This window comes from Mesorhizobium sp. M0437 (assembly GCF_040321335.1).
Taxonomy (GTDB): domain Bacteria; phylum Pseudomonadota; class Alphaproteobacteria; order Rhizobiales; family Rhizobiaceae; genus Mesorhizobium.
On sequence record NZ_JAMYRK010000004.1, the window covers coordinates 1 to 26,984 of the forward strand.

The following is a 26,984-nucleotide window of genomic DNA, read 5'->3' on the forward strand; positions in this document are numbered from 1 at the left end:
CACTTGACCCATGCACCCAAGAGATTAGGGATCGCGGCCGGAAAAGACGAGTCATTTGTCGGGCGCGCCCGCAACCGGAGACAGGATTTGCAACGACCCGAGATACCGGCGGGGCTGCCAGCCGACATCGAACAGAAGAAGACGAAGGCACGGCTGTGGTTCGAGACGTTGTGCGAGCGCATCTGTGCCAGCTTCGAGCAGATCGAGCAGGACCTGCAGGGGCCGCAGGCTAGCTGGTCGCCCGGCCGCTTCGAAAAGACGCCGTGGCAACGCGATGCCGGCAAGGGCGGCGGCGGTATCATGTCGATGATGCACGGCCGCGTCTTCGAGAAGGTCGGCGTCCACACCTCGACCGTCCACGGCGAGTTCTCGCCCGAATTCAGGAAGCAGATGCCGGGCGCCGAAGAGGACCCCTCCTTCTGGGCAAGCGGCATTTCGCTGATCGCCCATCCGTGGAACCCCAACGTGCCGGCCGTGCATATGAACACGCGCATGGTCGTCACCTCGCGCCAGTGGTTCGGCGGCGGCGCCGATCTGACACCGGTGCTCGACCGCCGCCGCAGCCAGGACGACCCCGACACGATCGCCTTCCACAGAGCGATGCAATTTGCGTGCGAGAAGAACGCGGCGATCGCGGACTACGTGAAATTCAAAGCCTGGTGCGACGAGTACTTCTACCTGCCGCACCGTGACGAGCCACGCGGTACCGGCGGTATCTTCTTCGACTGGCTGCATTCGGATGAGGACAAAGGCGGCTGGGACGCCGATTTCAACTTCGTCCAGGACGTCGGGCGATCTTTTCTCGTCGTCTACGAACATCTGGTGCGCGCCAACTTCAATGACAACTGGACCGATGGCCACCGTGACGAGCAGCTCATCCGCCGCGGCCGTTATGTCGAATTCAACTTGCTTCACGATCGCGGCACCATCTTCGGGCTGAAGACCGGCGGCAATGTCGCCTCGATCCTGTCCAGCCTGCCGCCAGAAGCGAAATGGCCGTAAAATCTCGGTGAGCACGACGTGAGCCGCAATCGGGTCCAAATCCCCAGAATTTGACGGCGAATGTGGCGCAAGGCGCGCCAGAAAATATCTTTTTCGTCTAATGTATCATTGTAAAGATTGGGCTATTTGTCGCGTCGGGCCGGGAAACGCCGGCGGTTCTTTACTCCCGAGAGCCGCGACCCGACGTGACCGGACGGCCCATGATTGAATCGGGCACCTTTCCCAAGCGGTGCCCGTATTTTCCAGGAGAGCATGCCATGCGCAAGCTTATTATGACCGCAGCCGCCACTGCCGTTCTCGCCTCTGGTACTGCCGCATTCGCTGCGGTCAAGCACACCACCGGCACGATCAAAAGCTTTGATGGAACGGCGATGAGCCTAGTTCTGGATAACGGAGCCACCTTTACGTTGCCCCAGACCTTCAAGGATCCTGGCCTGAAGGTCGGCGAAAAGGTCCGCGTCACGTGGGATATGAGCGGCAAGGATAAAATTGCCGAGGCAGTCAAGATCGTGAAGTGATGTCCTGCCCGCTGGAGCAAGACGAGGTCTTACTCCTGGGTGGCGTAAGAGGGCGGAGCAGCGATGCTCCGCCTTTTCGCAACCCGATCACCAGAGGGCCGCGTGTCGGCTTGGACGCACGGCACTCTAAGGCAACCAAAACCGTTCGATCGTGTTATGCTTAGCTGGCCAGCGTGTAGCCCGGATACCGTACGCGGTTTCCGGATCGCGCAATCAAAGGTCTGGAGCTTCCGTGTCAGTGCGCTGCGCGGCGCTCCAAGGAGGAGATGAGGAGAAGCCGATGAAGGAATTCCATTGCGGGTCGCTCGTACCCGGCTGCGAGTGGCACACACGCGCCGAGGAGGAGGCTGAGGTCATGCGCCGTGCCGTCGAGCATCTGCGCGAGACGCACGGCGAGACGGTGATCCGGGAGACGATGATCGAGGCGATCCGCTCGCGCATCGAAAAGGTCCGCGACGCAGCGTGACGGTCAGGATTCGAGTGCCTCCGCGGCGCGCTTGAGCAGCGCGCCGCGATCAAGCGCAAAACCGGACTCGACCCATTCCTTTTCGAGATTCTTCAACGTTGCACCAAGCTTCGGCCCCGGTGATGCGCCAAGCGTCGTCAGATCGGCGCCCTTGACCGGAAAAACAGGATTTTGCCATTTTGCAGCGAAGGCAAGCAGGCGCGAGAAGCCGCCGGCTTCGAGCAGTGCGTCATTGTCTTCGACCGCGCGGGATCGAGCGGAAGCGAGCAACAGCCGCAACCGGTCGACAAAGCCTTGGCGGTCGCCAAAATAAAGCCTTTTCGCCAACTCTCCTTCAGTCGTTTTCGGATCGACGGCAGCCGTGATCGCCCAATTCCGCAGCCGGCTTGCTTCGCTCACGGAAAGCCTCAATCTCTCGGCAAGCGTTTTCATGCGCGCGGCATCCGGCGGCACGATGGATTCCAGCCTGAGCAGCGGGTCCGGCGCCCAGGCCAGGTCCTTCTCGGTCTTGGTCAGCCCGTGGATGGCATCGATGCCCCATTTCTCGCTTTCCGGCAAAACGGCGGTCAGAACGCCGGCCTGGCGCATCCACAGCAGCGCCCGCGACGGATCTGGCGCCGACAGCAATTTCTTCAATTCCCACCAGACGCGCTCGACCGAAAGCTGGTCGAGCCCCTGCTTCAGCCGAGCACAAGCCTTCAACCCTTCGGCATCCGGCCTACCGTCGCCATACCATGCGAAGAAACGGAAGAAACGCAGGATGCGCAGATAATCCTCGCGGATACGGGCTTCCGGATCGCCGATGAATCGCAGCCTCCGCGCTTCGATATCGGCGATACCGCCGACCAGATCGACGACCGTTCCATCGGCCTCGGCATAGAGTGCATTGATGGTGAAATCACGCCGCTCAGCGTCGGCTTTCCAGTCGCGGCCGAACGACACTTTGGCGCGCCGGCCGTCGGTTTCGATATCGGCACGCAGCGTGGTGACCTCATAGGCCTTGCCGTGGCCGACCGCGGTGACTGTGCCATGCTCGATGCCGGTCGGTACCGTCTTGAAGCCTGCCGCCTCGGCGCGCCGGATGGTTTCCTCGGGCACCGTGGTGGTGGCGATGTCGATGTCGGCGACCGGCTGGCCGATGAGCGCGTTGCGCACCGCGCCGCCGGCGACACGCGCCTCCTCGCCGCCATCAGTCAGCGCGGCGAGCAGGCGCTGCAGGTGGCGTTCGCCGAGCCACCCGGCCTTGTCCGCGATCGACACTGGATCGCTCACGAATAGAGCCTTTCATAAAGCGTACGGATGATGCCCGCGGTGACGCCCCAGATGCGCTGGTCGCCATAGGGCATCTCGTAATAGAACCATTCGAGGTCGTTCCACATGCGACTGTCTCTGGTGTGGTTGGCGGGGTCCATCAGAAAGCCCAGCGGCACCTCGAAGACGGCATCGACTTCGTCGGAATTCAGCGTCAGGCTGAAACCGGGCCGCACAATCCCGAGCACCGGGGCGATGCGATAGCCGCTGCCGGAAACGTAGTCCGGCAGACGGCCGACGATCTCGATGTAATCCCTATCGAGACCGATCTCCTCGAATGTCTCGCGCAACGCCGCCGCTTCCGGGCTCGCATCGGTTTGATCGATGGTACCACCGGGGAAAGCCACCTGCCCCGAATGGTTGCGCAGCTTTTCCGCCCGCCTGGTCAAAAGGACCGTGGCTTCATGGCCATGATCGACCACCGGGATCAGCACGGCGGCATCGCGCAGCGCCTTGGCCAGCTTCAGCCTGGGATGGCCCGGATTGAAGCGGTGGTCGCCAAAATCGTCGCCGGCATGCGCCAGCGGCTGCGCCGCGACGCGCTGGCGAAACCCGGCAACGGAAAACGGCAACGGCATCACCTGATCCATCATAGGCGGTCCATCATGCGCTCAGCCGTTTCAGTTTCTCAGCCGGCATGATTGGATAGACCTCGCCTTTGGAACGGACGGCAAACATCCTCTTGCCACCGATGTCGATCTCTTCGCCGTGCTCGACCAGCTCGTACATCACCGGCCGTGCCACCAGCGCCTCCAGCCGCCCGCGCACCAGCACATAAGGCTTCAGGCCACCTGTCTCGTCCTCATCGACGAAGCGCAGCGGGTGTCCCGCCCCAGCCTCGACCACGTCGCCGACATTGGTGCGAAAGGTGATGATTTGTCCGTCGCCGACGCCCGACACGTCCATCTCGACGGCAATGAAGGGCGCGTCGGCGACGCGGATGCCGACCTTTTCCACCGGCGTCACCAGGTAAGTCCTGCCGTCCGCGTCCTTGCGCAGCACTGAGGAAAAAAGCTGCACCAGCGGCATCCGGCCGATCGGCGTTCCCAGATAGAACCAGGTGCCGTCCTGCTTGATTTCCATGTCGAGATCGCCGCAAAATGCCGGATTCCAGCGTTCCACCGGCGCCGGCCCCTTACCGGCGCGCGTCGCGCGCGAGACCAGCGCTTCCAGCCCGCGCGCCTCGGTCGCGGCCGTCAGGCTCTCTTCACGATGGTCGGCGGCTTCCGTCATGGTCACGAAATAGTCACTGTTGTTCCGCTTGTCAGCCTAAGTCTGTGATTTAAGTTCATTGCAGGCGCATGCGAAGCCGAATCGCGGCATTCTCTGCGGCACCAAGGTGCCAAGCGGTGTTTCCAACAGAAGGATCGATGCTGCATGAGCGTTATGATCAAGGAAAGCCCAATCAGCGAAAAGGACATGGTGGCGCAGGCCGAGAAAGCGCTGGCCGACATTTCGAGGGTCCGTGACGGCGTCGGCCGGGTCATTTTCGGCCAGGAAAGCGTCGTCGAGCGCACGCTCGTCGCATTGCTGGCCGGCGGCCATGCACTGCTGGTCGGCGTGCCCGGCCTCGCCAAGACCAAGCTGGTCGAAACGCTGGGCATCGTGCTCGGCCTCGATTCGCGCCGCATCCAGTTCACGCCCGACCTGATGCCATCCGACATTCTCGGCTCCGAAGTGATGGAGCAGGATGAATTCGGCAAGCGCTCCTTCCGCTTCATTTCCGGGCCGATCTTTGCGCAACTGCTGATGGCCGACGAGATCAACCGCGCCTCGCCACGCACCCAGTCGGCGCTGCTGCAGTCGATGCAGGAATACCACGTCACCATTGCCGGCGTGCGCCATGATCTGCCGTCACCGTTCCACGTTCTGGCGACGCAGAACCCGCTGGAGCAGGAAGGCACCTATCCGCTGCCGGAAGCGCAGCTCGACCGCTTCCTGATGCAGGTCGATATCCTCTACCCCGAGATCGAGGCGGAGCGCCGCATCCTGCTGGAAACCACCGGTATCGAGGATGCCAAGGCTGAAAACGTGCTGCAGCCGGCGCGGCTGAAGGACATCCAGACGCTCATCCGCCGTATGCCGGTGCCGGAAAGCGTCGTCGAGGCGATCCTCAAGCTGGTGCGCTCAGCGCGCCCCGGCCAGGGCAACGCCGATACCGACAAGCACGTCGCCTGGGGCCCAGGCCCGCGCGCCAGCCAGGCGCTGACGCTGTGCACCCGCGCCCGCGCCCTCTATGACGGCCGGCTGGCGCCGTCGGTCGACGACGTCCGCGCGCTCGCCGAGCCGGTGCTGCAGCACCGCATGGCGCTTACCTTCGCCGCCCGCGCCGAGGGCACCACGGTTCGCGATGTTGTGGCGAAGCTCGCGAAAGGGATTTGATGGCGCGCATCGGTGAAGCGCAGGCACCGGCAGCGACGCGCGATGCGCTCGCCAGAGGCCGGTTGCGGGCTTCGTTGGTGCCGGACCTGCTGGTCGAGGCGCGCCGCATCGTCAATACGGTAATTGCCGGCTGGCATGGCCGCCGCAAGCGCGGTATCGGCGAGAATTTCTGGCAGTTCCGGCCCTATGTCGAAGGCGATTCCTCGCGCATTGACTGGCGCCGTTCCGCCCGCGACGACCACACCTATGTCCGCGACCGTGAATGGGAGGCCGCCCACACGGTGTGGCTTTGGGCCGATCCCTCGCCTTCCATGCTCTACAAATCGACCGGAGCCAGCGTTCCCAAGGAATCGCGCGCCCTGGTGCTGGCGCTGGCCATGGCCGAGCTTTTGTCGCGCAGCGGCGAGCGCATTGCCTGGCCGGGCCTGACCGACCCGTTCACCGCCCGCAATGGCGCCGAGCGCATCGCGGCGCAACTGATGCACGCCGGCGACCTGCCGGCAAAGCCCGACCTATCCGGCATTCGCCGGTTCTGCGACATCGTCCTCGTCAGCGATTTCCTCGACCCGGTCGAGGACACCATGGCGTGGCTGGACGTGCTCGCCCGCCACGGCGTGCGCGCCCATCTGGTCGAGGTCGCCGATCCGGCCGAGGAAAGCTTCCCCTATGCCGGGCGCACCGAATTCACCGATCCTGAGACCGGCGACAAGCTGACCGCCGGCCGCGCCGAAATGCTGGGCGAGGAATATCGCCTGCTTTATGCCGCCCGCCGCCAGGAATTGGCCGCGTGGTGCAAACGGCTTGGCTGGAGCTTTACCGTCAATCATACCGACCGTCTTGCCTCCGAGGCGCTGGTGCGCATCCACATGGCGATGACCGGCGAAGGCAGCTTTGCCGGGAGGGCCCGCGCATGAGTTGGCTGCCGCTCTCCTTCGGGGCGCCGATGGTGCTGTGGGGCCTGCTGGCGCTGCCGGTGATCTGGTGGCTTCTGCGGCTGACCCCGCCAAGGCCGCAAACCGAGGTGTTTCCGCCGCTCAGGATTCTCGCCCGCGTGCTGAGGCGCGAAGACACGCCGCAGCAAAGCCCTTGGTGGCTGACGCTGCTTAGGCTGCTGATGGCCGCGCTTGTCGTGGCAGCACTTGCCGAACCGGTCTTCAATCCGCGCGAAAAGCTGCCGGCCGAGGGCGCTGCCCTGGCGCTGGTGATCGACAATGACTGGGCAAGTGCCGCCGACTGGGGCAAGCGGGTCGCCACCGCCGAGCGGCTGATCGCCGATGCCAATTCGAACGGCGTGCCGGTGCTCATCGCTTTCACCGCCGAGAAGCCGAATGCCGAGATCGGTCCCTTCGATGCCGCTGCCGCGCTCGACCGGCTGCGCGCGGCAAAGCCGCGGCCGATCCCGACCGACCGCCCCGCCGTCTACGCCCGCGTCGCGTCAGCCCTGGAGTCGCTGCCGGGCGCAAGCGTCGCAGTGCTCGCCGATGGCTTGGCGGCGCAAGGCGACGAAGCCGCCTTCAACACGTTGTTGTCAAAGAACGCGGCACGTGTCGTCTGGGCCGTCTCCGACCGGTTGTCGCTGACCGGCCTGACCGGCGCCGACAACCAGGTCGACGGCTTCGCCCTGACCGCCATCCGCGCACCGGGCGATCCGGCACCTGCTCAGGTGACGGCCGGCGCGTTCGACGACAAGGGGCGCCGCATTGCCGACGCGACGCTGACCTTTGCCCCGGGCGGAACCACCGCAACCGGCACGATGGCGGTGCCGTTCGAACTGCGCAACGACTTCGCCTACATCGCGCTCGATGGCGAGCGCCAGGCCGGTGCCGTCCGCGTGCTCGATGAGAGCTCAAAACGCCGCCGCGTCGGGCTGCTGTCGCAGTCCGAGGCTGATCAGGCGCAACCGCTGCTGTCGCCGCTCTACTACATTCGCCGCGCCCTGCAGCCCTTCGCCGATCTCGTCGAGCCGTCGAGCGTCGATCTCGCCGACGCCATCCCGCAACTGCTCGACCAGAAACCGGCGATGATCGTCATGGCTGATGTCGGCACCATTCCGGAACAGGCGCGGCAGAGGCTGGTCGACTGGGTCGACAAGGGCGGCACGCTGGTGCGTTTTGCCGGTTCGCGGCTGGCCGCTGCCGGCAATGACGACGATCTGCTGCCGGTCCGGCTGCGCACCGGCGAGCGATCGCTTGGCGGCGCGCTGTCATGGACGGCGCCGCAGCCGGTCACCGAATTCCCGAAAACCGGTCCCTTCGCCGACCTCGCGCCGCCGACCGAGGTCACCGTTACCAGGCAGGTGCTGGCCGAGCCGACGCCCGACATTGTCGAGCGCACCTGGGCCACGCTTGCCGACGGTACGCCGCTGGTGACCGGGATGAAGAAGGACAAGGGCACCCTCGTACTGTTCCACGTCACCCCCGAGGCGACGTGGTCCAACCTGCCGATCTCCGGCAGCTTCGTCGAGATGCTGCGGCGCATCGTGCAATTGTCGCGCAACCAGGGCTCGGCGGTCGCCAGTGCCGAGGCAGCCGCCACGTCGCTGGCACCCTATCGCATGATCGCTGCCGACGGCACGCTGGTGCCGCCGACGCCGGATGCCAGGCCGCTGGTGCCCGGCGCCGGCCCGCTGCCGGTGACGCTGGAAAACCCGCCCGGCCTCTACGGCTCGGAGACGGGAGTGTTCGCTCACAATCTGCTCGGTGGCGACAGCGCATTCACGCCGCTGACCCGGCCTGAAATCACGGTACCGGTCACCACCATCCAGTATGCCTTCGACGAGCAGCACAACCTCAAAGGTCCGCTTGTCACGGCCGCTCTGGTGCTGATGGTGCTCGACACGCTTGCCGTATTCTGGATGGGCGGCCTGTTGTCGCGCCGGCCGCGCCGTGCCGGCGCTGCGGCCACGGCAGCCGTCCTGCTGATTGCGCTCGGCGCTTTGATTGGCCACGCGGACGTCGCGCGCGCCGACGACGCCAAACCGGGAGATACGGAGGCGATCGGGGACATTTCAAAGACCCGGATCGCCTATGTGCTGACCGGCGAGCCGGGTGTCGATTCGATCAGCCGCGCCGGGCTCGAAGGCCTGACCCGCTTTCTTATCGAAAAAACCGCGCTCGAACCCGGAGCACCGGCCGGCGTCGACATCTCGAAGGACGAACTTTCCTTCTATCCGCTGATCTACTGGCCGATCGATCCCTCGGCCCCGATGCCCAGCGAGGCCGCCATCGCCCGCATCGACGCCTACATGCAGCAGGGCGGAACGGTCTTGTTCGACACCCGCGACCAGTTCGCCAATGGCATTGGTGCGGATTCGACCAGCCCGGCGACGGAGCGGCTGCGCGACATCCTCGGCAACCTCAACGTGCCACCGCTGGAGCCGGTGCCGTCGGACCACGTGCTGACCAAATCCTTCTATATCCTTCCGGAGTTTCCTGGCCGTTTTGCCGGCAGCCCGCTTTGGGTCGAGGCATCGCTCGAAGCCAGCAACACCGAGAACCGCCCGGTGCGCACCGGCGACGGCGTTTCTCCGATCATGATCACCGCCAATGATTTCGCCGGCGCTTGGGCCGTCGACGAGAATGGCGACCCGCTATTGCCGACGGTGCCTTCGGATCCGATGCAGCGCATCTATGCGCTGCGTGCCGGCGTCAACATTATGATGTACATGCTGACCGGCAACTACAAATCCGATCAGGTGCACGTCCCGGTGCTGCTCGAACGGCTGGGGCAATAGACCATGAACTGGTCGCTCGCCTTCGAACCGCTCATCACCTGGCCGCTGCTCGCCGTGGTTCTGGTGCCGCTGCTGCTGCTGTCCCTCGCCGGCCTTTGGTTTCGCCAGCGCGGCGCGGTCTTCCGCCTGGCAGCCCTGATTGCGCTGGCTGCGGCGCTGCTCAATCCGGTGTTCCTCGACGAAGAGCGCGAGCCGCTGAAAAGCATCGTCGCCGTCGTCGTCGATCGCAGCCAGAGCCAGGATATCGGCGACCGCACCAAGCAGACTGACGCGGCGTTGGCCGGGCTTCAGCAGCGTCTCGGCCGCTTCAAGCAGTTCGACGTCCGTGTCGTCGAAGCCGGCAAGTCCGAAGCCGCTGACGAGCGCACCGAGACGCGGTTGTTTTCCTCGCTCGAAAATGCTTTCCGCGACGTGCCGCCATCGCGCATCGGCGGCGCCATCATGATCACCGATGGCGAGGTGCATGACGCGCCGTCCGGCGCACCCGATTTCAATGCCCCGCTGCACGCGCTGATTACCGGCAACGAGCATGAAAAGGACCGTCGCATTCGCTTCGAGAATGCGCCGCGCTTCGGCCTCGTCGGCAAGCCGCTCGACATGACCTATCGCGTCATCGCCACCAACAACGAAACCGGCCCGGTCGATGTCCGCGTATCGGTCAATGGCGAGCAGGTATCGGTCGAGCACGCCAACATCGGCCAGGCGATGCCGCTGCAGGTGACCATTCCCAGCGCCGGGCGCAACATTGTCGAACTCGCCATCAACCACGAGCCGGGCGAACTCACCGACACCAACAACCGCGCCATCGCGCTGATCGACGGCATTCGCGAAAATCTGCGCGTATTGCTCGTTTCCGGCGAACCGCATGCGGGCGAGCGCACCTGGCGCAATTTGCTGAAATCCGACGCTTCGGTGGACCTCGTGCACTTCACTATCCTGCGCCCGCCGGAAAAGCAGGACGGCACGCCGATAAACGAATTGTCGCTGATCGCCTTCCCGACGCGCGAGTTGTTCGTCGAGAAGATCAAGGATTTCGACCTGATCATCTTCGACCGCTATCAGCACCGCGACGTACTGCCGATCCTCTATTACGACTATATCTCCGAATATGTCGAAAAGGGCGGCGCGCTGCTGATCGCGGCAGGCCCCGAATATGCCGGCGAAAGCTCGATCGCCCGCACGCCGCTGATGTCGGCGCTGCCGGCAATGCCGACCGGCGAGGTCATCGACAAGGCCTTCTATCCGCGCCTCACCGATACCGGCCAGCGTCATCCGGTAACGCGCGGGCTCGACGGCGCCGCGACCGAGCCGCCGCACTGGAGCCGCTGGTTCCGCACCATCGGCGTCGAGAACCCCGAGGGCGAGGTGGTGATGAAGGGCGCCGACAACCGGCCGCTGCTGCTGCTCGATCGCAAGGGCGAAGGCCGCGTCGGCATGCTTCTGTCCGACCAAGGCTGGCTGTGGGCGCGCGGCTTCGAGGGCGGCGGCCCCCATGTCCAGCTCTACCGGCGCATCGCCCACTGGCTGATGAAGGAGCCCGAACTCGAGGAAGAGCGGCTGACCGCCGACGGCCGCGGCATGGTGCTTGAAATCCGCCGCCAGACGATGAGCGACGACCCCGGCCCGGCGCAAGTCATCACGCCGTCCGGCAAGGCACTGATCGTCAGGCTCGAGAAATCCGAACCAGGCGTCTTCCTCGGCAGCGTCGAGACCAACGAAATCGGTCTCTATCAGGTCGGCAATGGCGACCTGACGGCATTGGCCCATGTCGGGCCGGTCAACGCCCCGGAATTCACCGACGTCGTCTCCACCGAGAACCGGCTGAAACCACCGGCTGAGGCAACCGGCGGCAGCGTTCGCCGGCTGGCGCCGGCCTCAGCACTTGGCACTCTCACCAGCACCGTCACGCTGCCATCCGTAGTCCCGGTCCGTTCCTCGGGCGCTGCCTCCGGCGATGATTGGATCGGCCTGCGCACCACCGACGACAGCGTACTCAAGGCCGTCTCGCGCGTGCCGCTGTTCGGTGGCTTCCTCGGCCTCGGCCTGCTGCTTCTGGCGATGGGCTCGATGTGGTACCGCGAAGGGCGGTAACGCGGTTTATCCTTCTCCCCTTGTGGGAGAAGGTTGATTGGCGCGCAGCGCCAAGACGGTTGAGGGGTGTTGGACGGAGTGCCGTCGTTGCCAAGCTGGAACACCCCTCATCCGACCGCGCTTCGCGCGGCCACCTTCTCCCACAAGGGGAGAAGGAAGAAAGCGAACCGCCCTACTCCTCCGGCTCCGTCGTGAACATCAGCGGGTAGCCCTTGGCCTTGCCGGCATCGGTTGCCCGCGCCGCCTTGGTCTCGGCGACATCCCTGGTGAAGACGGCGACAACGCAGACGCCGCGCCGGTGCGCGGTGATCATTATCCTATGCGCCTGGTCTTCGCTGAGCTTGAACTCGGACTTCAGCACCGTCACGACGAACTCGCGCGGCGTGAAATCGTCGTTGACCAGGATGACCTTGTAGAGCTTCGGCCGTTCGACCTTCGGCTTCGTGCTGGTACGGGGTTTTGTCGTGATTTCAGGCATTGGACCGGCAATTGCGTACGACAGCTTTGCGGTCATTTTGACATGGGCAAAAGCGGTCGTCCATTCAACCGCGCGCGATCGGCTTGCCGGCGAGCGCAGTTCACAAATCCGTGCCTATGTGGGAACTGCCGGCTGGCGTTCACCTGGGCGGTGTGGGCCGGGACTGGCCCTATTGTATGCACGCAACAAAAAAGACGACCGCTCCAGGCAAATCGCAACTGGAGCGGTCTTCTCATAGGGTAGAAAGATGTCGCTTGATCAGGCCTTCGGAGCTGCCTTGACCGCGTGCTTCTTGTGCTTCTTGACGGTCTTCTTGGCAGCGACCTTCTTCACGGCCTTGGCCGGCGCAGCGGTCGTCGTTGTCGTCGCAGCCGGGGTGGTGGTCGCGGCATTGGCGCTGCTGGCGCCGAGAACCGGCATCGAGACGGCCAGCGCGATGGCGAGACCGAGGGCGGAGAGGAGGGACTTTTTCATGGCTTCACTTCCTTTTTGTGCAGATCGGATTGAGTGTCACTGAACGGGATCGATCGGTGTCACTCCAAGCAGCTTCAAAGCGTTCGCGAGCATCCGGATTCCCTGTGCCTGTTTCTTGTTGGCGCAGAACCGGTTTCCCTTTCTTTGAAGTGCTTTCGCCGCGGTGACCTGCGTTGCCGCGGCATGGGTTTCGAGGGCTTCGTCAAACTGGCGGTTCAGATCGATGCAACGCTCGCTGCGGGTGGTCGCCACCTTTGCATCGGCCGCCTTTGCATTGGCCACCTTCGCATCGGCCAGTTTTGCATCGGCATGTTCGACCGCGACCGTGACGAGCGAAATGGAAAGCAACGCACCCATCAGACTGATCGAGAACCTTTGCATTGGTCTGTCCGTAATCCCGTAACGCGTGTCGCAGCCGATGACCTGACCGCCACGGCACCACTTATGCCTTTGATTTTTTTCGGCAGTTTTTCCGGATTGTAGAATTTTGTTTCTGGATTGTTTCTGGGCAGCCCGGATCGGGCCGCCGATCTCCACTGGCCAACTTATGGCCTGAATTCTATCGTCTGGCTGACAGCCGAAGCAGCGCTTGGGCGATCCACAAATGACAGGTTCCCTGTGAAATCCGACCCCCACATACTGATCGTCGACGACGACAAGGGCATTCGCGACCTGCTTCAGGAATTTTTCCAGAAGCGAGGGCTGCATACATCGGTCGCCGCCGACGGCACCGAGATGGAGACCATCCTACGCCGCGCCCAGGTCGACCTGATCGTCCTGGACGTCATGCTGCCCGGCAAGAGCGGGCTGGAGCTCTGCCGCGAGTTGCGCGCCAATTATTCGACGCCGATCATCATGCTGACCGCGGTTACCGAAACTACCGACCGCGTGGTTGGGCTGGAGATGGGTGCCGACGACTACGTGCCGAAACCCTTCGATCCGCGCGAGCTGCTCGCACGCATTCGTGCCGTCTTGAGACGCAATGGCGCCGCCGAACCGCGACGCGCGGCCTCGCGGCAGATCTACCATTTCGCCGGCTGGACGATGGACTGTTCGCGCCGCCGGCTGATGGCGCCCGGCGACGTCAGGATCGAGCTGACGATGGCCGAATTCAATCTACTGCAGACGTTCGTCAAGAGCGCGCAACGCGTACTGAGCCGCGAGCAGCTGATCGAGCTGTCCGGCGGCGACAGCGGCTACAGTTTCGACCGCAGCGTCGACATTCTGGTCAGCCGGCTGCGGCGCAAGATGGAGGATGACCCGAAAACGCCGAAGCTGATCTTGACTGTGCGCAGCGGCGGCTACCAGTTCCTGCCTGAGACGACCGCCGAATGAGACGTATTCTGCCGCAAACACTGCCGGTCTGGGTGCTGCTCATCGTCATAGCCGGCCTGCTGATCAGCCAGATCGCGACCCTCTACATCGTTTCGCGCGACCGTGCCGCCGCCAATGACGTCGTCGATCTCTACCGGCTGAACGACCGCGCCTTCTCGCTGGTACAGCTGATGCATGACGCCACCCCCGAACAGCGCAAGGCGACGGCGTCCGGCCTGTTCAACGCCACTTATGCGCTCACCGTTTCCAACACGCCCGCCGTTACTTCCTCGATAGCCGGCGACGACGAGCTGGCCGAATTGGAGGACATATTGGTCGGCCGGCTATCGAAGTTCGGCATCACCGACGCGCGGGTCCGCCGCGACCCGGCAACGCACGAAGCCGACGCTCCCGGCGGGACGGTCGCCGGTCCCGATATTGGCCAGGTCGAGCGCGACCTGCTGGTGCTGGCGGCCGATTTCGCCCAGAGCGACAAGCTGACCGCTTCGCTTCGCTTTGCCGACGGCCAATGGCTGAACTTCACCGAGCCGAACACGCCGGCCGGGCCGATATTGAGCTTCGATAGCCTGCCACTCTATGCCTTGATCGCCGGGCTGGTGGTGGCTTCCTCGATCTGGTCGCTGCGCCGGCTGACGGCGCCCTACCGGATGATGGAGACCGCGGTGAAGCGGATCGGCGAGGACCTGAAGAGCCCGCCGATCGCCGAGAGCGGCAGCCGCGAGGTGCGTACCGCGGCAAAGGCGGTCAATGCCATGCAGGCAAGACTGCGCGCCTACGTCGAGGACCGCGAGCATCTTGCCGCCGCACTGGCGCACGACCTGCGCACGCCGTTGACCAGGATGCGGCTGCGCCTCGAACTGCTGAGGAATTCGTCCGTGCGCGCCGCACTGGCGCACGACCTCGCCGACATCGAAGGCATTGCCAGCTCGGTCATCGACTTCGCCACTTTCGAGGTGACCGAGGAGAAGAGCGAGAGGATCGATTTCTGGTCGCTGGTAGAATCGATTGCCGACGGCTTCGACGAGGTCTCCTTCGACAATGAGGACGCGCGCTCGCGCGGCCTGATCTGCGTCGCGCAGCCGGTCGCGCTACGGCGCTGTGTCACCAACCTCGTCCAGAACGCGGTGACCTATGGCAAGAGGGCGCATCTCAGCCTGCGTCAATCAGGCAAGACAATCACGCTGGCGATCCATGACGAGGGTCCGGGCATCCCGCAAGCCGAGCTCGACGCCGTGTTCGGCTCGTTCGTGCGCCTGGAACAGTCGCGCAGCCGTCAGACCGGCGGCCTCGGCCTCGGCTTGACCATCGCCCGCAACATCGCCCGTAGCGCCGGCGGCGAAGTCAGCCTGTCCAACCATCCCGATGGCGGCCTGATGACGGAGCTGCGCCTGCCGCTGGCGGTTTAGCTTGCGTATCGGGCTAAGCCGGCGTTCCTTCGCGCCCCCTCTGTTCTGCTGGACACCTCCTCCACAGGTGGGGAGATTGGCCGTCATCGCCGATTTCGCCAATTACAAACGTTGGAATGTGAGAGCCGTCCGCGAAGCCGCCGATCTCCCCCCAAGTGGGAGAGATGTCCGACAGGACAGAGGGGGGCGCGACAGAACTCGGCGTTTGGTCTTGGTTCTCTCCCCAAGGAGAAAAACTATCTTCGCAGCACCGCGCTCAACACATCCCTGACGCCGATGGCGCCGACGAAGCGCGACTGCTCGTCGAATAGCGCGACGGGTGCGGTCTGCGAGCGATGCATGGCCAGCATCACGGTCTTCAGCGAGGTGCCGGGATTGGCCCAGAATACCTGAGCCGTCTCCTCCGGCTGGGCTTCGACATCGGCGCAGGACACCCAGACCGCCGGCTTGCCGTCGCGCTCGGCCGCCGCCACCAGCCCATGCTCGTCGATCTTGAAACGCGTCGTCCTGCGCCGGTCGAGCCACACCCAGCCGTTCTCGCCATGTTCGAGGTCGCGTCGGTCGCGCATGACGTTCCACGCGGTCAGCACCGAGAGCGGGTTCACATTGGCGATGAAGTCGCGGACATAGTCGTTGGCGGGCCGCAGCACGATGTCTTCCGGCGCGCCTGTTTGCACGATGCGCCCGCCTTCCATGATGGTGATATGGGTGCCGATCTTCAGCGCCTCCTCGAGGTCGTGGCTGACGAAGATGATGGTCTTCTTCAGCTCGGCCTGGAGCTGCAGCAACTCGTCCTGCAGCTTGGTCCGGATCAGCGGATCGAGCGCCGAGAACGGCTCGTCCATGAGCAGGATCGGCGCCTCGGTGGCAAAGGCGCGCGCCAGGCCGACGCGCTGCTGCATGCCGCCGGACAGCTCATGCGCATATTTCTTCGACCACTGGTCGAGATGAACCAGCTTCAGTTGCCTGTTCACCCGCTCCTTGCGCTCGGCTTCGGGTACGCCGGCGAGCTCGAGGCCAAGGCCGACATTCTCCTCCACCGTGCGCCACGGCAGCAGGCCGAACTGCTGGAACACCATCGCCACCTGTTTCTGCCGCAGCCGCCGAAGCGTCGCCTCGTCGCAGGTGACGACGTCGACCGTGCCGTCGCCATCCTTGACCAGCACCTGGCCGCGCGAGACGACGTTCAGCCGGTTGACGGCTCTGAGCAGCGTCGATTTGCCGGAGCCGGAAAGCCCCATCAGCACCGAGATCTCGCCCTCGTTCACGGTGAGGCTGGCGCCGGCGCAGCCCAGTACGTTGCCGGTTTTTTCGAGGATCTCGGCTCGGGTGGCACCACTGTCGATCAGCGCCAGCGAGCCTGCCTGGTCGGCGCCGAAGACGATGTCGACATTCCTGAAATCGACGGCGACGGTCATTTCTTGCCTCCCACGCCGATGCGCGTCATCCGGTCGAGCACGATGGCGAGCACGACGATGGCGAGCCCTGCCTCAAGCCCGAGGTCAATCCTGCGCGAACCGAGCGCCCGGTTGATTTCCGTACCGAGGCCGCCGGCGCCGATCAGGGCGGCGAACACCACCATCGACAGCGACAGCATGATCGACTGGGTCAGCCCAGCCATGATGGTCGGCAGCGCTGAAGGCAGCTCGACCTTCCACAGCAGCTGGCGCTTGGTGGCGCCGAATGCCTCGCCCGCCTCGACGATCGATTTCGGCACCGAGGTGACGCCGAGATGGGTGAGCCGAACCGAGGTCGGGATGACGAAGATGATGGTGACGATCAGGCCGGGCGCGTTGCCGAGGCCGAACAGGGTCAGCACCGGGATCAGGTAGACGAAGGTCGGCAATGTCTGCATCAGGTCGAGCACCGGCAGCATGACGCGATACACCTTCGGCTTGTGCGCGGCCCAGATGCCGAGCGGCACGCCGATGGCCATCGACACGGCGGCGGCGGCGACCACCAGCACCAGCGTCTCCACCGTCTGCTTCCACAGGTTCTGGTTGAGGATGAACAGCAATCCGATGAATACCGCCAAAGCCAGGCCTTTCGAGCGCTGCAGGAAATAGGCGAGCAGAGCGATCAGCGCGATCAGCAGAACCGGCGGCAGCAACAGCAGCACGTCGACGATGCCGTCGAGCAGGAAGTTGAGGCTGTTGGAAAAGGCCCTGAAGATGGTGTCGAAATTGTCGGTGAGAAAGCCGAAAAACGCCTTCCCCCATGCCCCGATGGGAATCTTGTAACTGACCAGGAATTTGGAGATCGGATCCATCTAGCCCCTCTTCTGCCGGCGCCGTCCTTCGCCGGACGGTCATCTTGTCACAGGATATGAAAAAGGGCAGCCATTTCTACCGTGGCTGCCCTTTGTCTCGTCATGCCAGATGGTCGGGTCAGCTTCCGAGCGCCGTTTTCACCGCAGCCGCCGCATCGCCGCCGTCGAAGGTGGTGACGCCGGCGATCCAGGGAGCGACCGCGTCCGGGTGCTTCTTCAGCCAGTCGGTCGCGACCGTATTGGCATCGCCGCCCTTCAGGATCGCGTCCATCATCTCGCCTTCCATGTCGAGGTTGAACTTCAGATTGGCGATGAACTTGCCGGCGTTCGGGCATTCGCTCATGTAGCCCTTGCGTACGTTGGTATGCACGGTGGCAGCACCAAAGCCGCTATCTCCCATCCCCTCGAGATAGGTGATCTTCATGGCGCCCATCACCGGATGCGGCGTCCAGCCGAGGAAGGCGATCCATTCATTGTTCTTCATCGACTGCTCGGCCTGGGTGAGCATGCCGGCCTCGGAAGATTCGACCAGTTCGAAGCCTTCAAGATTGGTCTTCGGATCCTTGATCATGTCGAGGATGATGCGGTTGCCGTCATTGCCGGCCTCGATGCCGTAGATCTTGCCGTCGAACTTGTCCTTGAACTTGCCGAGATCGGTCAGCGTCTTGACACCGGCATCGGCGACATAGGTCGGAACGACGATGCCGTAGCCGGCACCGCTGAGATTTTCGCTGACGGTCTCGACCGAGCCTTCGGCGGCATAGTCCTTGATGTCGTTGGTCATCGACGGCATCCAGTTTCCGAGGAACACGTCGAGGTCTTTGTTCTTCAGCGACGCATAGGTCACCGGCACCGAAAGCTGGATCACCTGCGGCTCGTAGCCGAGCGCCGTGAGCAGCACCGAAGCGACGCCGGTGGTCGCCTGGATGTCGGTCCAGCCGACATCGGACAGCCGCACCGTCTTGCAGCTTTCCGGATCGCCGGCGAAGGCCCCAGTCGTGGATAGAAAAGCCGCCAGGCCGAGGCCGGCGACGAATGAACTCATACGCGACATGAAAATTCTCCCATTTCAGTTCTCGGTGAAGCGACGCGACGGTTTTATCTCCGCCTTTGTTCCGTCAGCCAAACATCATTCTGCTGCGGTTTCAAGCACTAAGGCAATCACGAACAACGGCGCAGGCTGGCCGATCAGCGACACGCCCGCCGCTTTCCGGATGGAAGTCGTCTTTTCCCGGTGGAATGTAGGCGCTCCCCCTCCCCGCTTTGTTGCAACTCGGCTTAAAAGGACGGCATGGCCAAGCTGTACTTCCATTATGCGACGATGAATGCCGGCAAGACGACGATGCTGTTGCAGGCCTCGTACAATTACCGCGAGCGCGGCATGACGACGATGCTGTTCATCGCCGGCCACTACCGCAAGGGCGATACCGGGCTGATCTCGTCGCGCATCGGCCTGGAGACGGAAGCCGAGATGTTCCGCGACGGCGACGACCTGTTCGCCCGGGTCGCCGAGCATCACGACCACGCCACGGTCCATTGCGTCTTCATCGATGAGGCGCAGTTCCTCGAAGAGGAGCAAGTCTGGCAACTCGCCCGCATCGCCGACCGGCTGAACATCCCGGTCATGTGCTACGGCCTGCGCACCGATTTCCAGGGCAAGCTGTTTTCCGGATCGCGCACCCTGCTGGCAATCGCCGACGACCTGCGCGAGGTGCGCACCATCTGCCGTTGCGGCCGCAAGGCGACGATGGTGGTGCGCCTCGGCGCCGACGGCAAGGTGGCGAAACAGGGCGAACAGGTGGCGATCGGCAAGGATGTCTATGTCTCGCTCTGCCGCCGCCATTGGGAAGAGGAAATGGGCCGCGCCGTGCCCGACGATTTCATCGGCTTCACCAGAACCTGACCAGCGCTATTGCTTTCATCCGACCTCCCGGCCGACATTCGTTCGCCAATCGCGCCATCGTGCGGCGCTTGTTTAAGGCCTGCTTGCTATTTCAGAACCTCTCAGCCAGAGCCGTCGGGGAGTTCCCATGCTTCGAGCCATCTCATCTGCAACTGCTTTCCTCATCGCCGGCGCTCTTGCCGCGCATGCCGACGGCGATGCCGCTCTCGGCAAGAAAGTCTTCAACAGATGCGTGGCCTGTCATGAGGCAACGAGCGACCGCGACAAGGTCGGCCCGCATCTGCTGGGTGTCGTCGGCCGCACCGCCGGCACCGCGGACAGTTATCTCAGCCGCTACTCGCAGGGGATGAAGGACGCCGGCGCCGCCGGCCTGGTCTGGGACGAAGCAATCCTCGCCGAATACCTGCGCGCGCCGCGGCAGAAGGTCCCTGGCAACAAAATGGCCTTCTCCGGCCTGACCAGCGACGACGACATCGCCAATGTCATCGCCTACCTCAAGGCCGATCCCAAGCCCTGAGCGTCGCTCCCCGACCTAAAGTCCAGCCGCGGTTGAAGCGGTGTCTGACCGGACGGCAGTTACACCGTAATCATTGCCTGACTATCCTGCGGTCGGCCTCCTGAAATTCTTTTGTTTTCCTGTAATCCCATGTCTTCCGTCTTTCATTCGCCAAACCCGGCACATATATTCGCGGCGGTTTGCGAAACGAAACCGATGCCGAAGCGGGAGGCCCCAATGGCGACATTGCAGAATTTCGACGCCGAGATTGCCAAGACCAAGCAGGTCGTTGAGGACATGCGCACCAAGATCGAGCAGTCCGGTACTGTGCTCGAGACGCTCGCCACCGCCGACAAGAAGATCGGCGACGCCAATTTCGACATCGAGAATGCCCGCATCGAGGACGTGCTGAAGCAGCAGAAGGTGATGGAAGGCAATATCGCCGACCTGATTATCGGCCTCGAGGACGCCACCAACGTCTTCGGCGCCGAATTCGAGAGCATGAAGAACTACACCGGCTGGGAAAATTTCGTCGGTGTCTTCTCCAGCCAGCGCAAGCAGCGCCTGCGCACCGACCGCGTCCGCAACATGTCGCTGGCCGGCAATCTGCAGGAGCTGCTGGCGAAATCCGACACCATCGTCGGCATCCTCAAGGCGCAGAAGCAGGTTCTCGACACGCGCTACAAGACCTCCGAGGCCAGCCTGTCGCAGGTGATCGAGCGCCGCAAGACCACCATGTCCAATCTCGAGACCGTGCAGAAACGCATCGAAGAACTCAACCCGATGCTGCTCGACATCGAGAACAAGATCGCCGCCTCGACCAGCCAGAAGGAGCGCACGCAGCTTGAAGGCGAACGCTCGAAACTGGCCACGGAATACAACGAAAAGCAGGCCAAGGAGCAGGAATTGCTGGCCGAAAGCCAGACGCTGGAGCGCTACACCTCGATGTTCCAGACCTTCGTTGATTCGCTCAACAACCAGATCGCGGCGCAATCGACGCTGATCAACAAGCTGACCATCGATACCGAGCAGCGCATCGTGCTGTACAAGGCGCTGGAAGATTCGCTGAAGACCGCCGCCCAACAGGATGTCGCCCACAAGATCAACACGCTGGGCAGCCAGGTCGACAACACCGCCGAAGAGACCATGGCCGGCATTGGTGCCGCCTCGCAAAAGCACATCGGCGATCTGCTTGAAATGCACGAGAAAAACATGGTCGCCACCGCCGACATCCAGCGCCGCAAGAAGCTCGCCGACGATGCCTTCGCCCGCCGCTTCGACGATGTGATGAAGAAGCACAATTCGGCAAATTACGTGCAGTCGTAATTGCTGCACGTGCACTGCTCCCAAGGGCTGGCAGCATGACCCCCGAAAACGAAGCTGCGGCGCGTTATTTCTCGGCGATCGCGGCGGCACTTGGCGGCCTCGAAGTGTTCATGCGCGACGATCGCTCGCCGCTCTACCGGCACGGCATCGTTGCCAAGGTCGTCGCCGAATATATTGCGCGGCTCGACAAGTCGTTCTCGTGCTGGCGCAACCGGCTGGGCTTCACCGAGACGTTCCGCATCTCGCGCGCCGAAAGCGGTTTTCCGGTCTTCCAGAACCTGCTCGAACTGGAAAACGACCGTCTCCAGGCCGACGGCCGTCTCGCCGTCATCCCTTCGGCCAGCGAGCTGCGCGAGGAAATGGCCGACTTCATCCTGCGCCACAAGGAATTCCCCGAAGCGCTGCAGAAGTCGATGGCCGAGCGGCTTTACCTCGAGGATGTCAAGAGCGAGACCACCTTCGGCCCGTTCACGCTGGCGCAGACGGTCAAGGTGTCGGTCAATCCGAAGACGCTGCGGCCCTATTATCTGGTTCACTGGGCCTGCTTCGACGGCAGCGCCAACCTGCCGCTTGTGTATATGGTGACGGTTGAGGATTCCTCGGACGACATGATCCGGCAGCTTGTCGACTCCGGTGGCAAACTTAATGAGAGGGTCGACATTCCGCTGCCGGTCGACGGCTTGCTCAATCCCGAGCTTGCCCATCGTTTCGACGATTTCACCGAGAAGAATTCCGCCTACGCGCTGTCGCCGGCGACCATCGCGGTCAACCTCGACAAGGATTTCGAGCCGCTGCATCCCAAGCAGCTGCGTCGCGTCGTGCTCGGCCCGTTCTATTCTGCAGGGATTACCGACAACAATTCGACGGTGAGCGAAGTGCTGGCCAAGGTGCGCAAGCCGGAAAACGCCTGGCTGCTGACCTGGACCATCCAGGAGGTCTTTTCCAAGGCCGAAAAGCCAGGCCGCAAGGGGCTGTTTTCGAGCGAAAAGACGACACAGGAATTCTTCATCAATACCGACGATCTCGAGGCCGCGCGGCAAGGCGTGTCCAACTACGAGAACCATGCGCTGATTCCGCACGAGGCCTATCAGGCGCTCTATGCCGCCGGCGAGGCGCAGAAGATCTTTTCGGGCTACAAGGTCCACATCCTGTCCAAAGGGCAGGTCATCAGCGACGTCTGACCGTCAAATCGCGGAGCATCCTCCATGGACACCGGCCTGACCACCATCCCGGAAGCGGCAATTGAAAAGCACCGTGCCACTGCGCAAAGTTTCATCACCCGCATCGTCGTGCTGGAGGACCCATCGCGCGAGTCCGGCACCGCGCTTGCCGGCACCAACCGCCGCTTCGTCTCTACCGTCTCGGTCGGCTCGGTGCGCCGCACGCGCGAGGTCGAGCTCTCCAAAACCGTCGCCGCCGTCCATTCCGACGACCAGTTGCTGACCATCCCGCAGCACACGCTGTTGTTTCGCGCCCGGCGCGGCACAGCGATAGCGCTGGCCATATCGGATGTCTTCGCCGAGGGCTCGGACCTCGAAAGTCTGCAGGCGAAAAACGCCCGCTCGCCGCTCGAAGGCGATGAAGCTGCCACCTTCAAGAAGCTGCTGTCGGCCTCTGCCTACATCTCCGCCTTCAGCCTTGCCTCCTATTTGTTCCAGCTGATCGACAGCGACGGCGAGGCGCCGAACGACACGCCCGAGCCGGACTTTCTGTTCGACACGCCACAGGATGCGGTGAAGTCGATCGTGGCCGGGCTCGACAGGGCGATAGCAGGTTCGAAGGACGATGCCGACCTGATGACCCGCGCCCGCGCCTTTGCCCGCGTCGCCATCGACGGGCTGTTGGCGCGAAAGGGCCGCTTCGACGGCATCGGTCCGTTCGAGAACGCGCATATCCGCATCGACGTCGACGATTTTACCCTTGACGGCTTCGACGTCGCGCCGGGTAAGCGGGCAAAGCCGCTGGTGATGACCTTCAAAAAACCGGAAGAGGTCGTCGGCAACCACATCGCCAAATACCAGTCAGTCAAGCTTGCCAAGATGCTGATGGCCTACGACTTCGAGCGCGAGCTGAACCCGTTCGTCGAGCTCGGCGGCTTCCTGTTCACCTTTATCGGCGATGGCGCGCCCGGCACCGGCAAGACAACCTTGATCCAGATGATCGCCGGTCTTCTCAATGGTTATTGCCAGGTCGCCGGCTATCCCTTCGCTTACGAGAATTTCGGCGTCGACCAGATCTCCTCCTACCAGGGCAAGTCGGGCCAGAACTGCCGACAGTTCATCAACAATGTGCTGAACCCGCGCGTCATCGGCTTCGGCACCATCGACGATATCGACCAGGTGGCGGCACGCCGGTCCGACGACCGCGCCTCGGCCGGCCAGCAGGAAATCACCGGTGTGCTTATGGACGCCTTTGGAGGTGCGGCGACCGTGGTGCGCGGCAACTGCTCGTTCGGCATGTTTTCCAACTATCCCGAGAACGTCGACGACGCATTGCGCCAGCGCGCCGGCGCGCGCTGGCTGGTCGATGGCCCGCAGAGCCGCGACGACTACATCGACATCTTCGTTCTGCTCGCCGGCAAGAACCACAAGATCCCGCTCGGCGAGCACAAGCTCTACGCTGCCCAGGAAATCCAGCGCGCGGTGATGGAAGCCTACGAGGAGCATGAAAAGCCGCAGGAAGACGGGCTGATGAAGGTCTATGAGCGCTACATGAAGGAGAATGGCGCGCCGAAGACGATGGCTGACATCGGCACCTATCTGCACTTGATCAAGGATGCCGAGCCGCGCTTTACCGGCCGCGCCATCAAGAACGTTACCGATGCCATCAAGATGCGCGCCATGGACATCGAATTGCCGGAGGAGTGGTTCGAAAAGCCGGAAGCCTTCATGCACAAGGGTTACGACGACAAGAAAGCGATGATCGAGGAGCTGCGCGGGCCATTCTCGATGGACATGGTCATGCAGGAGATCAACCGCTATGCGGATTCCGAATTCCGCTATTCCGACAAGTCCGATGATGCGGCGGTGACCAAGATGATCCGCGACACCCGTCTGCGGGAGCGTGCCGTCCGCGAGATCGAGGGGTTGAAGAAAAAGGGGCTGTGGAATGCGTGAGATGCGCCGACGCCACCTTCTCCCCTTGTGGGAGAAGGTGGCGTCGAAGGCGACGGATGAGGGGTATTCGTCAAGCTGGAACACCCCTCATCCGACCGAGCTTCGCTCGGCCACCTTCTCCCACAAGGGGAGAAGGAGCGTTCGCGCCCCTCATCCGCCCTTCGGGCACCGTCTCCCCGTGAACGCGGAGAAGGAATAATGGCCAAGAAACCCGATCTGTTGCGCGACAACGAGCTGATCTACGGCCGGCTGCTGACGATCGACGAGCCGCACCTGATCCAGCGCTACAACAAGGCGATGGTCGCGTTCGGCTTGAAGCCGACCAAGTTGAGAAGCTTCGAGATCGACCGCACTGGCTTCTCGCCGCAGGTCGCCGAGGAATGCGGCGACTACAGCTACCTCGATCCGAACGAGGTCAACCGCCGCTTCATCATCCTGACGCCGTCGCAGATCGACCTGCCGGTGGTGCACACGGCGTTCTCCAACACCTCGCTGCTGATGTACGAGTTCATGTCCAAGAACCAGCGCGCCATCGATGCGCTGACGATCAAGGACGTCATCTACGGCGAGATCGAGGATTCGGTCCCCAAGGTCGACGACATCGAGGACCTGCTGTCGATCAACCAGGTCGAGTTCAAGGTGCTGTCGGCCGAGGATGTGCTCGGCAAGGCCGCCGAGCTCGGCAAGCTGGTCGACCGGCTGAAGCAGGAGCCGGATGCCTGGCGCGACAACGCCATGCTGGCCCACATGGTCGAGCTGGCGAAGGTCTGCGGCGACATCCGCGAGAATGCGCTGGTGCCGGACCAGGTGATCTTCCGTCACAATGCCTATTGGACCAGCCATTTCGGCGGGCTCTATGTGTTCGTCGATCCCGACGTGACGACGGTGATCAGCGACCCCGCAGCGCCCGGTTTCCGCCGCTCGCGGCCGTGGCAGGTGAGTTACCTTTCGATCCACGATGCCGACAAGGTGTTCAAGTTCCTCGCCTCGACCGGCCGCATCGAGCTGCCGCGCGCCTCATGGATCGAAACCTCCGGTTATCTCGAGCATCGCGCCGAAATGGTGGTGCGCGCGCTGATCCGCGACGCCGATCCCGACCGCAATCTGACCGACGTCGACAAGGTCTGGCTGCAGACCTGGATCCACGGCCATACCGATCTGATCACCAGGGACGGCAATTTTCCCTTCCTCAACGCCGCCAAACGCGAGATCGCCCAGCTCGGCCATCTCAAGATCGAGGACGTGTTCCCGCAGCAGCGCTTCCTGGTCATCCGCGCCAAGCCGGACCATGCCGACGCCTGGCTGACCAACCAGCTGATCTCGGACTTCGTGCCGCAGGACTTCGTTTCGCGTTACGTCTTCAACAAGCCGGGCTTCTACAGGGACTATGAGGGCTTCAGCGACGCCTGGCGATCGCATGTTGTGGACGTTCTGAAAACCACATATCTGAAGGACAAGGTGGCGTTTCGCACACGCCTCTACGGCTTGACTGACTGAGGGGTGACATCGCCATGCTTGATCCGATCGTGAGTTTCTTCACCCGGATTTTCCAGTGGATTGGCCGCGGCATCGGCCTGCTCATCGGCGCGATCCTGTGGCCGTTCCTGTGGGCGGGGCGCTGGTACACGCAACGCGGCTGGATCCTGAAGGCGGTGCTCGGCCTGGCTGTGCTCGTGCTGATCGGTCTCTATGTCAACTTCTTCTACGCCACCCAGTGGTGGAACAATTTCGACCCGAATTACGTCGACAAATACACGTTCGAAAAACGCAACAGCTCCGCCGGTGAACAGGTTTCCGCCGGCGCCGGCACCGACACGGCCAAGACCTGCGGAAATTCAGCCATTGCCCAGGTTGCGGCCGACCTGACCGACTTCAACGTCAACCAGAATGCCTGGGTGTCGTCGATGATTCTTTACAAGCTCGGCCTGTTCGGCATCGACTGGGATCACACGCCGTTCATGGACAACAAGGCTTCGTTCCAGCGCGGCATCAACCAGGCGGTGCGGCGCACGGCGACCGAGCTTGCCGATAATCTCGGCCGCGTCCGCACCACCTCGCAGATCGACGCCGACCTGCAGGATGCCCGCGGCAATCTGCAGTTCGACGAGGAAACCTGGTATTTCGGCTTGAACCCGTTCGGCCCCAAGACGCCGACGCCGAGCTACTATCGCGACGCGGTGCGCAAGCTGCGTTCCTTCAACGCCCGCCTCGCAGCCTGCCAGGCGACGTTCGATGCCCGCGCTGACAATCTCAAGCAGTATATCGACCGCATCTCGTCCGACATCGGTTCGACCTCGGCGATCCTCAAGGAGCGTGCCGAAAACCACAATAATGGCTGGTTCGACACTCGCGCCGACGACCGCTTCTGGTTCGCCTATGGCCAGCTCTATGCCTATTACGGGCTGATGAAGGGCGCACAGGCCGACTTCGAGGACGTCATCAAGGAAAAGCACCTGCAGAACCTGTGGGATACGATGGACGCGCAGTTCGTCTCGGCACTGCGCATCCAGCCCTTCATCATCGCCAATGGCCGCGAGGACGGCTGGCTGTTGCCGACACATCTGACGACGATGGGTTTTTACATACTCAGGGTGCGCTCGAACATGGTCGAGATCAGCAACGTGCTGACGCAGTAGCGGATCGTCCCGCACAGCCGGCGCTGGTGAATTTGCGCCGTT

The 26,984-nt window shown here is 63.1% G+C and carries 25 protein-coding genes; 16 read left to right on the forward strand and 9 right to left on the reverse strand.

The window, feature by feature from the left end; translation table 11 throughout:
- The first annotated feature begins 87 nt into the window (after positions 1 to 87).
- The 3 genes from hemF (at position 88) to NKI72_RS03685 (ending at position 1,986) form a co-directional block, all read left to right on the forward strand.
- Complete coding sequence (gene hemF, locus NKI72_RS03675) at positions 88 to 1,002, forward strand: oxygen-dependent coproporphyrinogen oxidase (RefSeq protein ID WP_352849919.1); 915 nt, start codon at positions 88 to 90, stop codon at positions 1,000 to 1,002.
- 257 nt (positions 1,003 to 1,259) lie between these two features.
- Complete coding sequence (locus NKI72_RS03680) at positions 1,260 to 1,520, forward strand: DUF1344 domain-containing protein (RefSeq protein WP_352541000.1); 261 nt, start codon at positions 1,260 to 1,262, stop codon at positions 1,518 to 1,520.
- Between the two features lie 280 nt (positions 1,521 to 1,800).
- Positions 1,801 to 1,986 (forward strand): DUF1059 domain-containing protein, encoded by a 186-nt coding sequence (locus tag NKI72_RS03685; protein ID WP_023679490.1) that lies wholly within the window; start codon positions 1,801 to 1,803, stop codon positions 1,984 to 1,986.
- A 3-nt stretch (positions 1,987 to 1,989) separates the two neighbouring features.
- Here NKI72_RS03685 and NKI72_RS03690 read toward each other — a convergent pair whose 3' ends face one another.
- The 3 genes from NKI72_RS03690 to NKI72_RS03700 are packed head-to-tail and all read right to left on the reverse strand — an operon-like array spanning position 1,990 to position 4,530.
- Complete coding sequence (locus NKI72_RS03690; RefSeq protein ID WP_352469725.1) at positions 1,990 to 3,258, reverse strand: CCA tRNA nucleotidyltransferase; 1,269 nt, start codon at positions 3,256 to 3,258, stop codon at positions 1,990 to 1,992.
- Entirely contained in the window at positions 3,255 to 3,887 is a 633-nt protein-coding gene (locus NKI72_RS03695) for a CoA pyrophosphatase (protein WP_352469827.1), read from the reverse strand. Before NKI72_RS03695 ends, NKI72_RS03690 begins: the two co-directional genes overlap by 4 nt.
- Before the next feature lie 13 nt (positions 3,888 to 3,900).
- Positions 3,901 to 4,530: a DUF1285 domain-containing protein gene (locus tag NKI72_RS03700; RefSeq protein ID WP_352469826.1), complete on the reverse strand. Its 630-nt coding sequence runs from the start codon at positions 4,528 to 4,530 to the stop codon at positions 3,901 to 3,903.
- Between the two features lie 144 nt (positions 4,531 to 4,674).
- On the opposite strand from NKI72_RS03700, the gene NKI72_RS03705 reads away from it, so the two are divergent.
- From NKI72_RS03705 to NKI72_RS03720, 4 genes are read left to right on the forward strand one after another with little or no spacing between them, the layout of a single operon-like run.
- On the forward strand, positions 4,675 to 5,679 hold the full coding sequence (locus NKI72_RS03705) for an AAA family ATPase (RefSeq protein WP_352450525.1): 1,005 nt from the start codon (positions 4,675 to 4,677) through the stop codon (positions 5,677 to 5,679).
- Complete coding sequence (locus NKI72_RS03710; RefSeq protein ID WP_352849920.1) at positions 5,679 to 6,593, forward strand: DUF58 domain-containing protein; 915 nt, start codon at positions 5,679 to 5,681, stop codon at positions 6,591 to 6,593. Before NKI72_RS03705 ends, NKI72_RS03710 begins: the two co-directional genes overlap by 1 nt.
- Positions 6,590 to 9,412 (forward strand): DUF4159 domain-containing protein, encoded by a 2,823-nt coding sequence (locus NKI72_RS03715; RefSeq protein ID WP_352849921.1) that lies wholly within the window; start codon positions 6,590 to 6,592, stop codon positions 9,410 to 9,412. Before NKI72_RS03710 ends, NKI72_RS03715 begins: the two co-directional genes overlap by 4 nt.
- A gap of 3 nt (positions 9,413 to 9,415) precedes the next feature.
- The gene (locus NKI72_RS03720; RefSeq protein ID WP_352849922.1) at positions 9,416 to 11,503 is read left to right on the forward strand and encodes a hypothetical protein; all 2,088 of its coding nucleotides are present in this window, start codon (positions 9,416 to 9,418) and stop codon (positions 11,501 to 11,503) included.
- A 172-nt stretch (positions 11,504 to 11,675) separates the two neighbouring features.
- On the opposite strand, the gene clpS is transcribed toward NKI72_RS03720, so the two are convergent.
- The 3 genes from clpS to NKI72_RS03735 form a co-directional block, all read right to left on the reverse strand.
- Positions 11,676 to 11,981, reverse strand: coding sequence for an ATP-dependent Clp protease adapter ClpS (gene clpS, locus NKI72_RS03725; protein WP_352540995.1), 306 nt, complete (start codon positions 11,979 to 11,981; stop codon positions 11,676 to 11,678).
- A 258-nt stretch (positions 11,982 to 12,239) separates the two neighbouring features.
- The gene (locus NKI72_RS03730) at positions 12,240 to 12,455 is read right to left on the reverse strand and encodes a hypothetical protein (RefSeq protein WP_352450529.1); all 216 of its coding nucleotides are present in this window, start codon (positions 12,453 to 12,455) and stop codon (positions 12,240 to 12,242) included.
- 36 nt (positions 12,456 to 12,491) lie between these two features.
- On the reverse strand, positions 12,492 to 12,836 hold the full coding sequence (locus NKI72_RS03735; protein ID WP_352469825.1) for a hypothetical protein: 345 nt from the start codon (positions 12,834 to 12,836) through the stop codon (positions 12,492 to 12,494).
- A 237-nt stretch (positions 12,837 to 13,073) separates the two neighbouring features.
- Here NKI72_RS03735 and NKI72_RS03740 point away from each other — a divergent pair, with 237 nt between their 5' ends.
- The gene (locus NKI72_RS03740) at positions 13,074 to 13,790 is read left to right on the forward strand and encodes a response regulator (protein ID WP_352469721.1); all 717 of its coding nucleotides are present in this window, start codon (positions 13,074 to 13,076) and stop codon (positions 13,788 to 13,790) included.
- Positions 13,787 to 15,196 carry an ATP-binding protein gene (locus NKI72_RS03745; RefSeq protein WP_352540994.1) on the forward strand — a complete coding sequence of 470 codons (1,410 nt, stop codon included), beginning with the start codon at positions 13,787 to 13,789 and terminating at the stop codon, positions 15,194 to 15,196. The genes NKI72_RS03740 and NKI72_RS03745 overlap by 4 nt, the downstream gene beginning before the upstream one ends.
- A gap of 236 nt (positions 15,197 to 15,432) precedes the next feature.
- Here the strand turns inward: NKI72_RS03745 and choV are convergent, their stop codons facing one another.
- The 3 genes from choV to NKI72_RS03760 form a co-directional block, all read right to left on the reverse strand.
- A complete protein-coding gene (gene choV / locus NKI72_RS03750; RefSeq protein ID WP_352540993.1) occupies positions 15,433 to 16,614 on the reverse strand; it encodes a choline ABC transporter ATP-binding protein in 1,182 nt (393 codons plus the stop codon).
- On the reverse strand, positions 16,611 to 17,465 hold the full coding sequence (gene choW, locus NKI72_RS03755; protein WP_352849923.1) for a choline ABC transporter permease subunit: 855 nt from the start codon (positions 17,463 to 17,465) through the stop codon (positions 16,611 to 16,613). Before choW ends, choV begins: the two co-directional genes overlap by 4 nt.
- A 118-nt stretch (positions 17,466 to 17,583) precedes the next feature.
- Positions 17,584 to 18,519, reverse strand: coding sequence for a choline ABC transporter substrate-binding protein (locus NKI72_RS03760; protein ID WP_292660734.1), 936 nt, complete (start codon positions 18,517 to 18,519; stop codon positions 17,584 to 17,586).
- 237 nt (positions 18,520 to 18,756) lie between these two features.
- Between NKI72_RS03760 and NKI72_RS03765 the strand changes: the two genes are divergently transcribed.
- The 7 genes from NKI72_RS03765 to NKI72_RS03795 all read left to right on the forward strand — a co-directional run bounded on the left by NKI72_RS03765 (position 18,757) and on the right by NKI72_RS03795 (position 26,942).
- Positions 18,757 to 19,368 (forward strand): thymidine kinase, encoded by a 612-nt coding sequence (locus NKI72_RS03765; protein WP_352770904.1) that lies wholly within the window; start codon positions 18,757 to 18,759, stop codon positions 19,366 to 19,368.
- A gap of 127 nt (positions 19,369 to 19,495) precedes the next feature.
- Entirely contained in the window at positions 19,496 to 19,885 is a 390-nt protein-coding gene (locus NKI72_RS03770) for a c-type cytochrome (protein WP_352849924.1), read from the forward strand.
- A 216-nt stretch (positions 19,886 to 20,101) separates the two neighbouring features.
- Complete coding sequence (locus NKI72_RS03775; RefSeq protein WP_352540990.1) at positions 20,102 to 21,190, forward strand: hypothetical protein; 1,089 nt, start codon at positions 20,102 to 20,104, stop codon at positions 21,188 to 21,190.
- A gap of 35 nt (positions 21,191 to 21,225) precedes the next feature.
- Positions 21,226 to 22,371: a hypothetical protein gene (locus NKI72_RS03780; protein ID WP_352849925.1), complete on the forward strand. Its 1,146-nt coding sequence runs from the start codon at positions 21,226 to 21,228 to the stop codon at positions 22,369 to 22,371.
- Between the two features lie 24 nt (positions 22,372 to 22,395).
- Positions 22,396 to 24,306 carry an AAA family ATPase gene (locus NKI72_RS03785; protein ID WP_352849926.1) on the forward strand — a complete coding sequence of 637 codons (1,911 nt, stop codon included), beginning with the start codon at positions 22,396 to 22,398 and terminating at the stop codon, positions 24,304 to 24,306.
- A gap of 198 nt (positions 24,307 to 24,504) precedes the next feature.
- On the forward strand, positions 24,505 to 25,803 hold the full coding sequence (locus NKI72_RS03790; protein ID WP_352683898.1) for a DUF6638 family protein: 1,299 nt from the start codon (positions 24,505 to 24,507) through the stop codon (positions 25,801 to 25,803).
- Positions 25,804 to 25,817: 14 nt separating this feature from the next.
- Positions 25,818 to 26,942, forward strand: a complete 1,125-nt coding sequence (locus tag NKI72_RS03795) for a DUF2333 family protein (protein WP_352450540.1) — start codon at positions 25,818 to 25,820, stop codon at positions 26,940 to 26,942.
- The last annotated feature ends 42 nt before the right edge of the window (positions 26,943 to 26,984 follow it).

Bases quoted from the DNA above. Each gene is read 5' to 3' on its own strand.
- NKI72_RS03680 (WP_352541000.1), top strand. From the start codon at position 1,260: ATGCGCAAGCTTATTATGACCGCAGCCGCCACTGCCGTTCTCGCCTCT.
- NKI72_RS03685 (WP_023679490.1), top strand. From the start codon at position 1,801: ATGAAGGAATTCCATTGCGGGTCGCTCGTACCCGGCTGCGAGTGGCAC.
- NKI72_RS03695 (WP_352469827.1), bottom strand. From the start codon at position 3,887: ATGGATCAGGTGATGCCGTTGCCGTTTTCCGTTGCCGGGTTTCGCCAG.
- NKI72_RS03700 (WP_352469826.1), bottom strand. From the start codon at position 4,530: ATGACGGAAGCCGCCGACCATCGTGAAGAGAGCCTGACGGCCGCGACC.
- NKI72_RS03705 (WP_352450525.1), top strand. From the start codon at position 4,675: ATGAGCGTTATGATCAAGGAAAGCCCAATCAGCGAAAAGGACATGGTG.
- NKI72_RS03710 (WP_352849920.1), top strand. From the start codon at position 5,679: ATGGCGCGCATCGGTGAAGCGCAGGCACCGGCAGCGACGCGCGATGCG.
- NKI72_RS03715 (WP_352849921.1), top strand. From the start codon at position 6,590: ATGAGTTGGCTGCCGCTCTCCTTCGGGGCGCCGATGGTGCTGTGGGGC.
- NKI72_RS03720 (WP_352849922.1), top strand. From the start codon at position 9,416: ATGAACTGGTCGCTCGCCTTCGAACCGCTCATCACCTGGCCGCTGCTC.
- clpS (WP_352540995.1), bottom strand. From the start codon at position 11,981: ATGCCTGAAATCACGACAAAACCCCGTACCAGCACGAAGCCGAAGGTC.
- NKI72_RS03730 (WP_352450529.1), bottom strand. From the start codon at position 12,455: ATGAAAAAGTCCCTCCTCTCCGCCCTCGGTCTCGCCATCGCGCTGGCC.
- NKI72_RS03735 (WP_352469825.1), bottom strand. From the start codon at position 12,836: ATGCAAAGGTTCTCGATCAGTCTGATGGGTGCGTTGCTTTCCATTTCG.
- NKI72_RS03745 (WP_352540994.1), top strand. From the start codon at position 13,787: ATGAGACGTATTCTGCCGCAAACACTGCCGGTCTGGGTGCTGCTCATC.
- choV (WP_352540993.1), bottom strand. From the start codon at position 16,614: ATGACCGTCGCCGTCGATTTCAGGAATGTCGACATCGTCTTCGGCGCC.
- choW (WP_352849923.1), bottom strand. From the start codon at position 17,465: ATGGATCCGATCTCCAAATTCCTGGTCAGTTACAAGATTCCCATCGGG.
- NKI72_RS03760 (WP_292660734.1), bottom strand. From the start codon at position 18,519: ATGTCGCGTATGAGTTCATTCGTCGCCGGCCTCGGCCTGGCGGCTTTT.
- NKI72_RS03765 (WP_352770904.1), top strand. From the start codon at position 18,757: ATGGCCAAGCTGTACTTCCATTATGCGACGATGAATGCCGGCAAGACG.
- NKI72_RS03770 (WP_352849924.1), top strand. From the start codon at position 19,496: ATGCTTCGAGCCATCTCATCTGCAACTGCTTTCCTCATCGCCGGCGCT.
- NKI72_RS03775 (WP_352540990.1), top strand. From the start codon at position 20,102: ATGGCGACATTGCAGAATTTCGACGCCGAGATTGCCAAGACCAAGCAG.
- NKI72_RS03780 (WP_352849925.1), top strand. From the start codon at position 21,226: ATGACCCCCGAAAACGAAGCTGCGGCGCGTTATTTCTCGGCGATCGCG.
- NKI72_RS03785 (WP_352849926.1), top strand. From the start codon at position 22,396: ATGGACACCGGCCTGACCACCATCCCGGAAGCGGCAATTGAAAAGCAC.
- NKI72_RS03790 (WP_352683898.1), top strand. From the start codon at position 24,505: ATGGCCAAGAAACCCGATCTGTTGCGCGACAACGAGCTGATCTACGGC.
- NKI72_RS03795 (WP_352450540.1), top strand. From the start codon at position 25,818: ATGCTTGATCCGATCGTGAGTTTCTTCACCCGGATTTTCCAGTGGATT.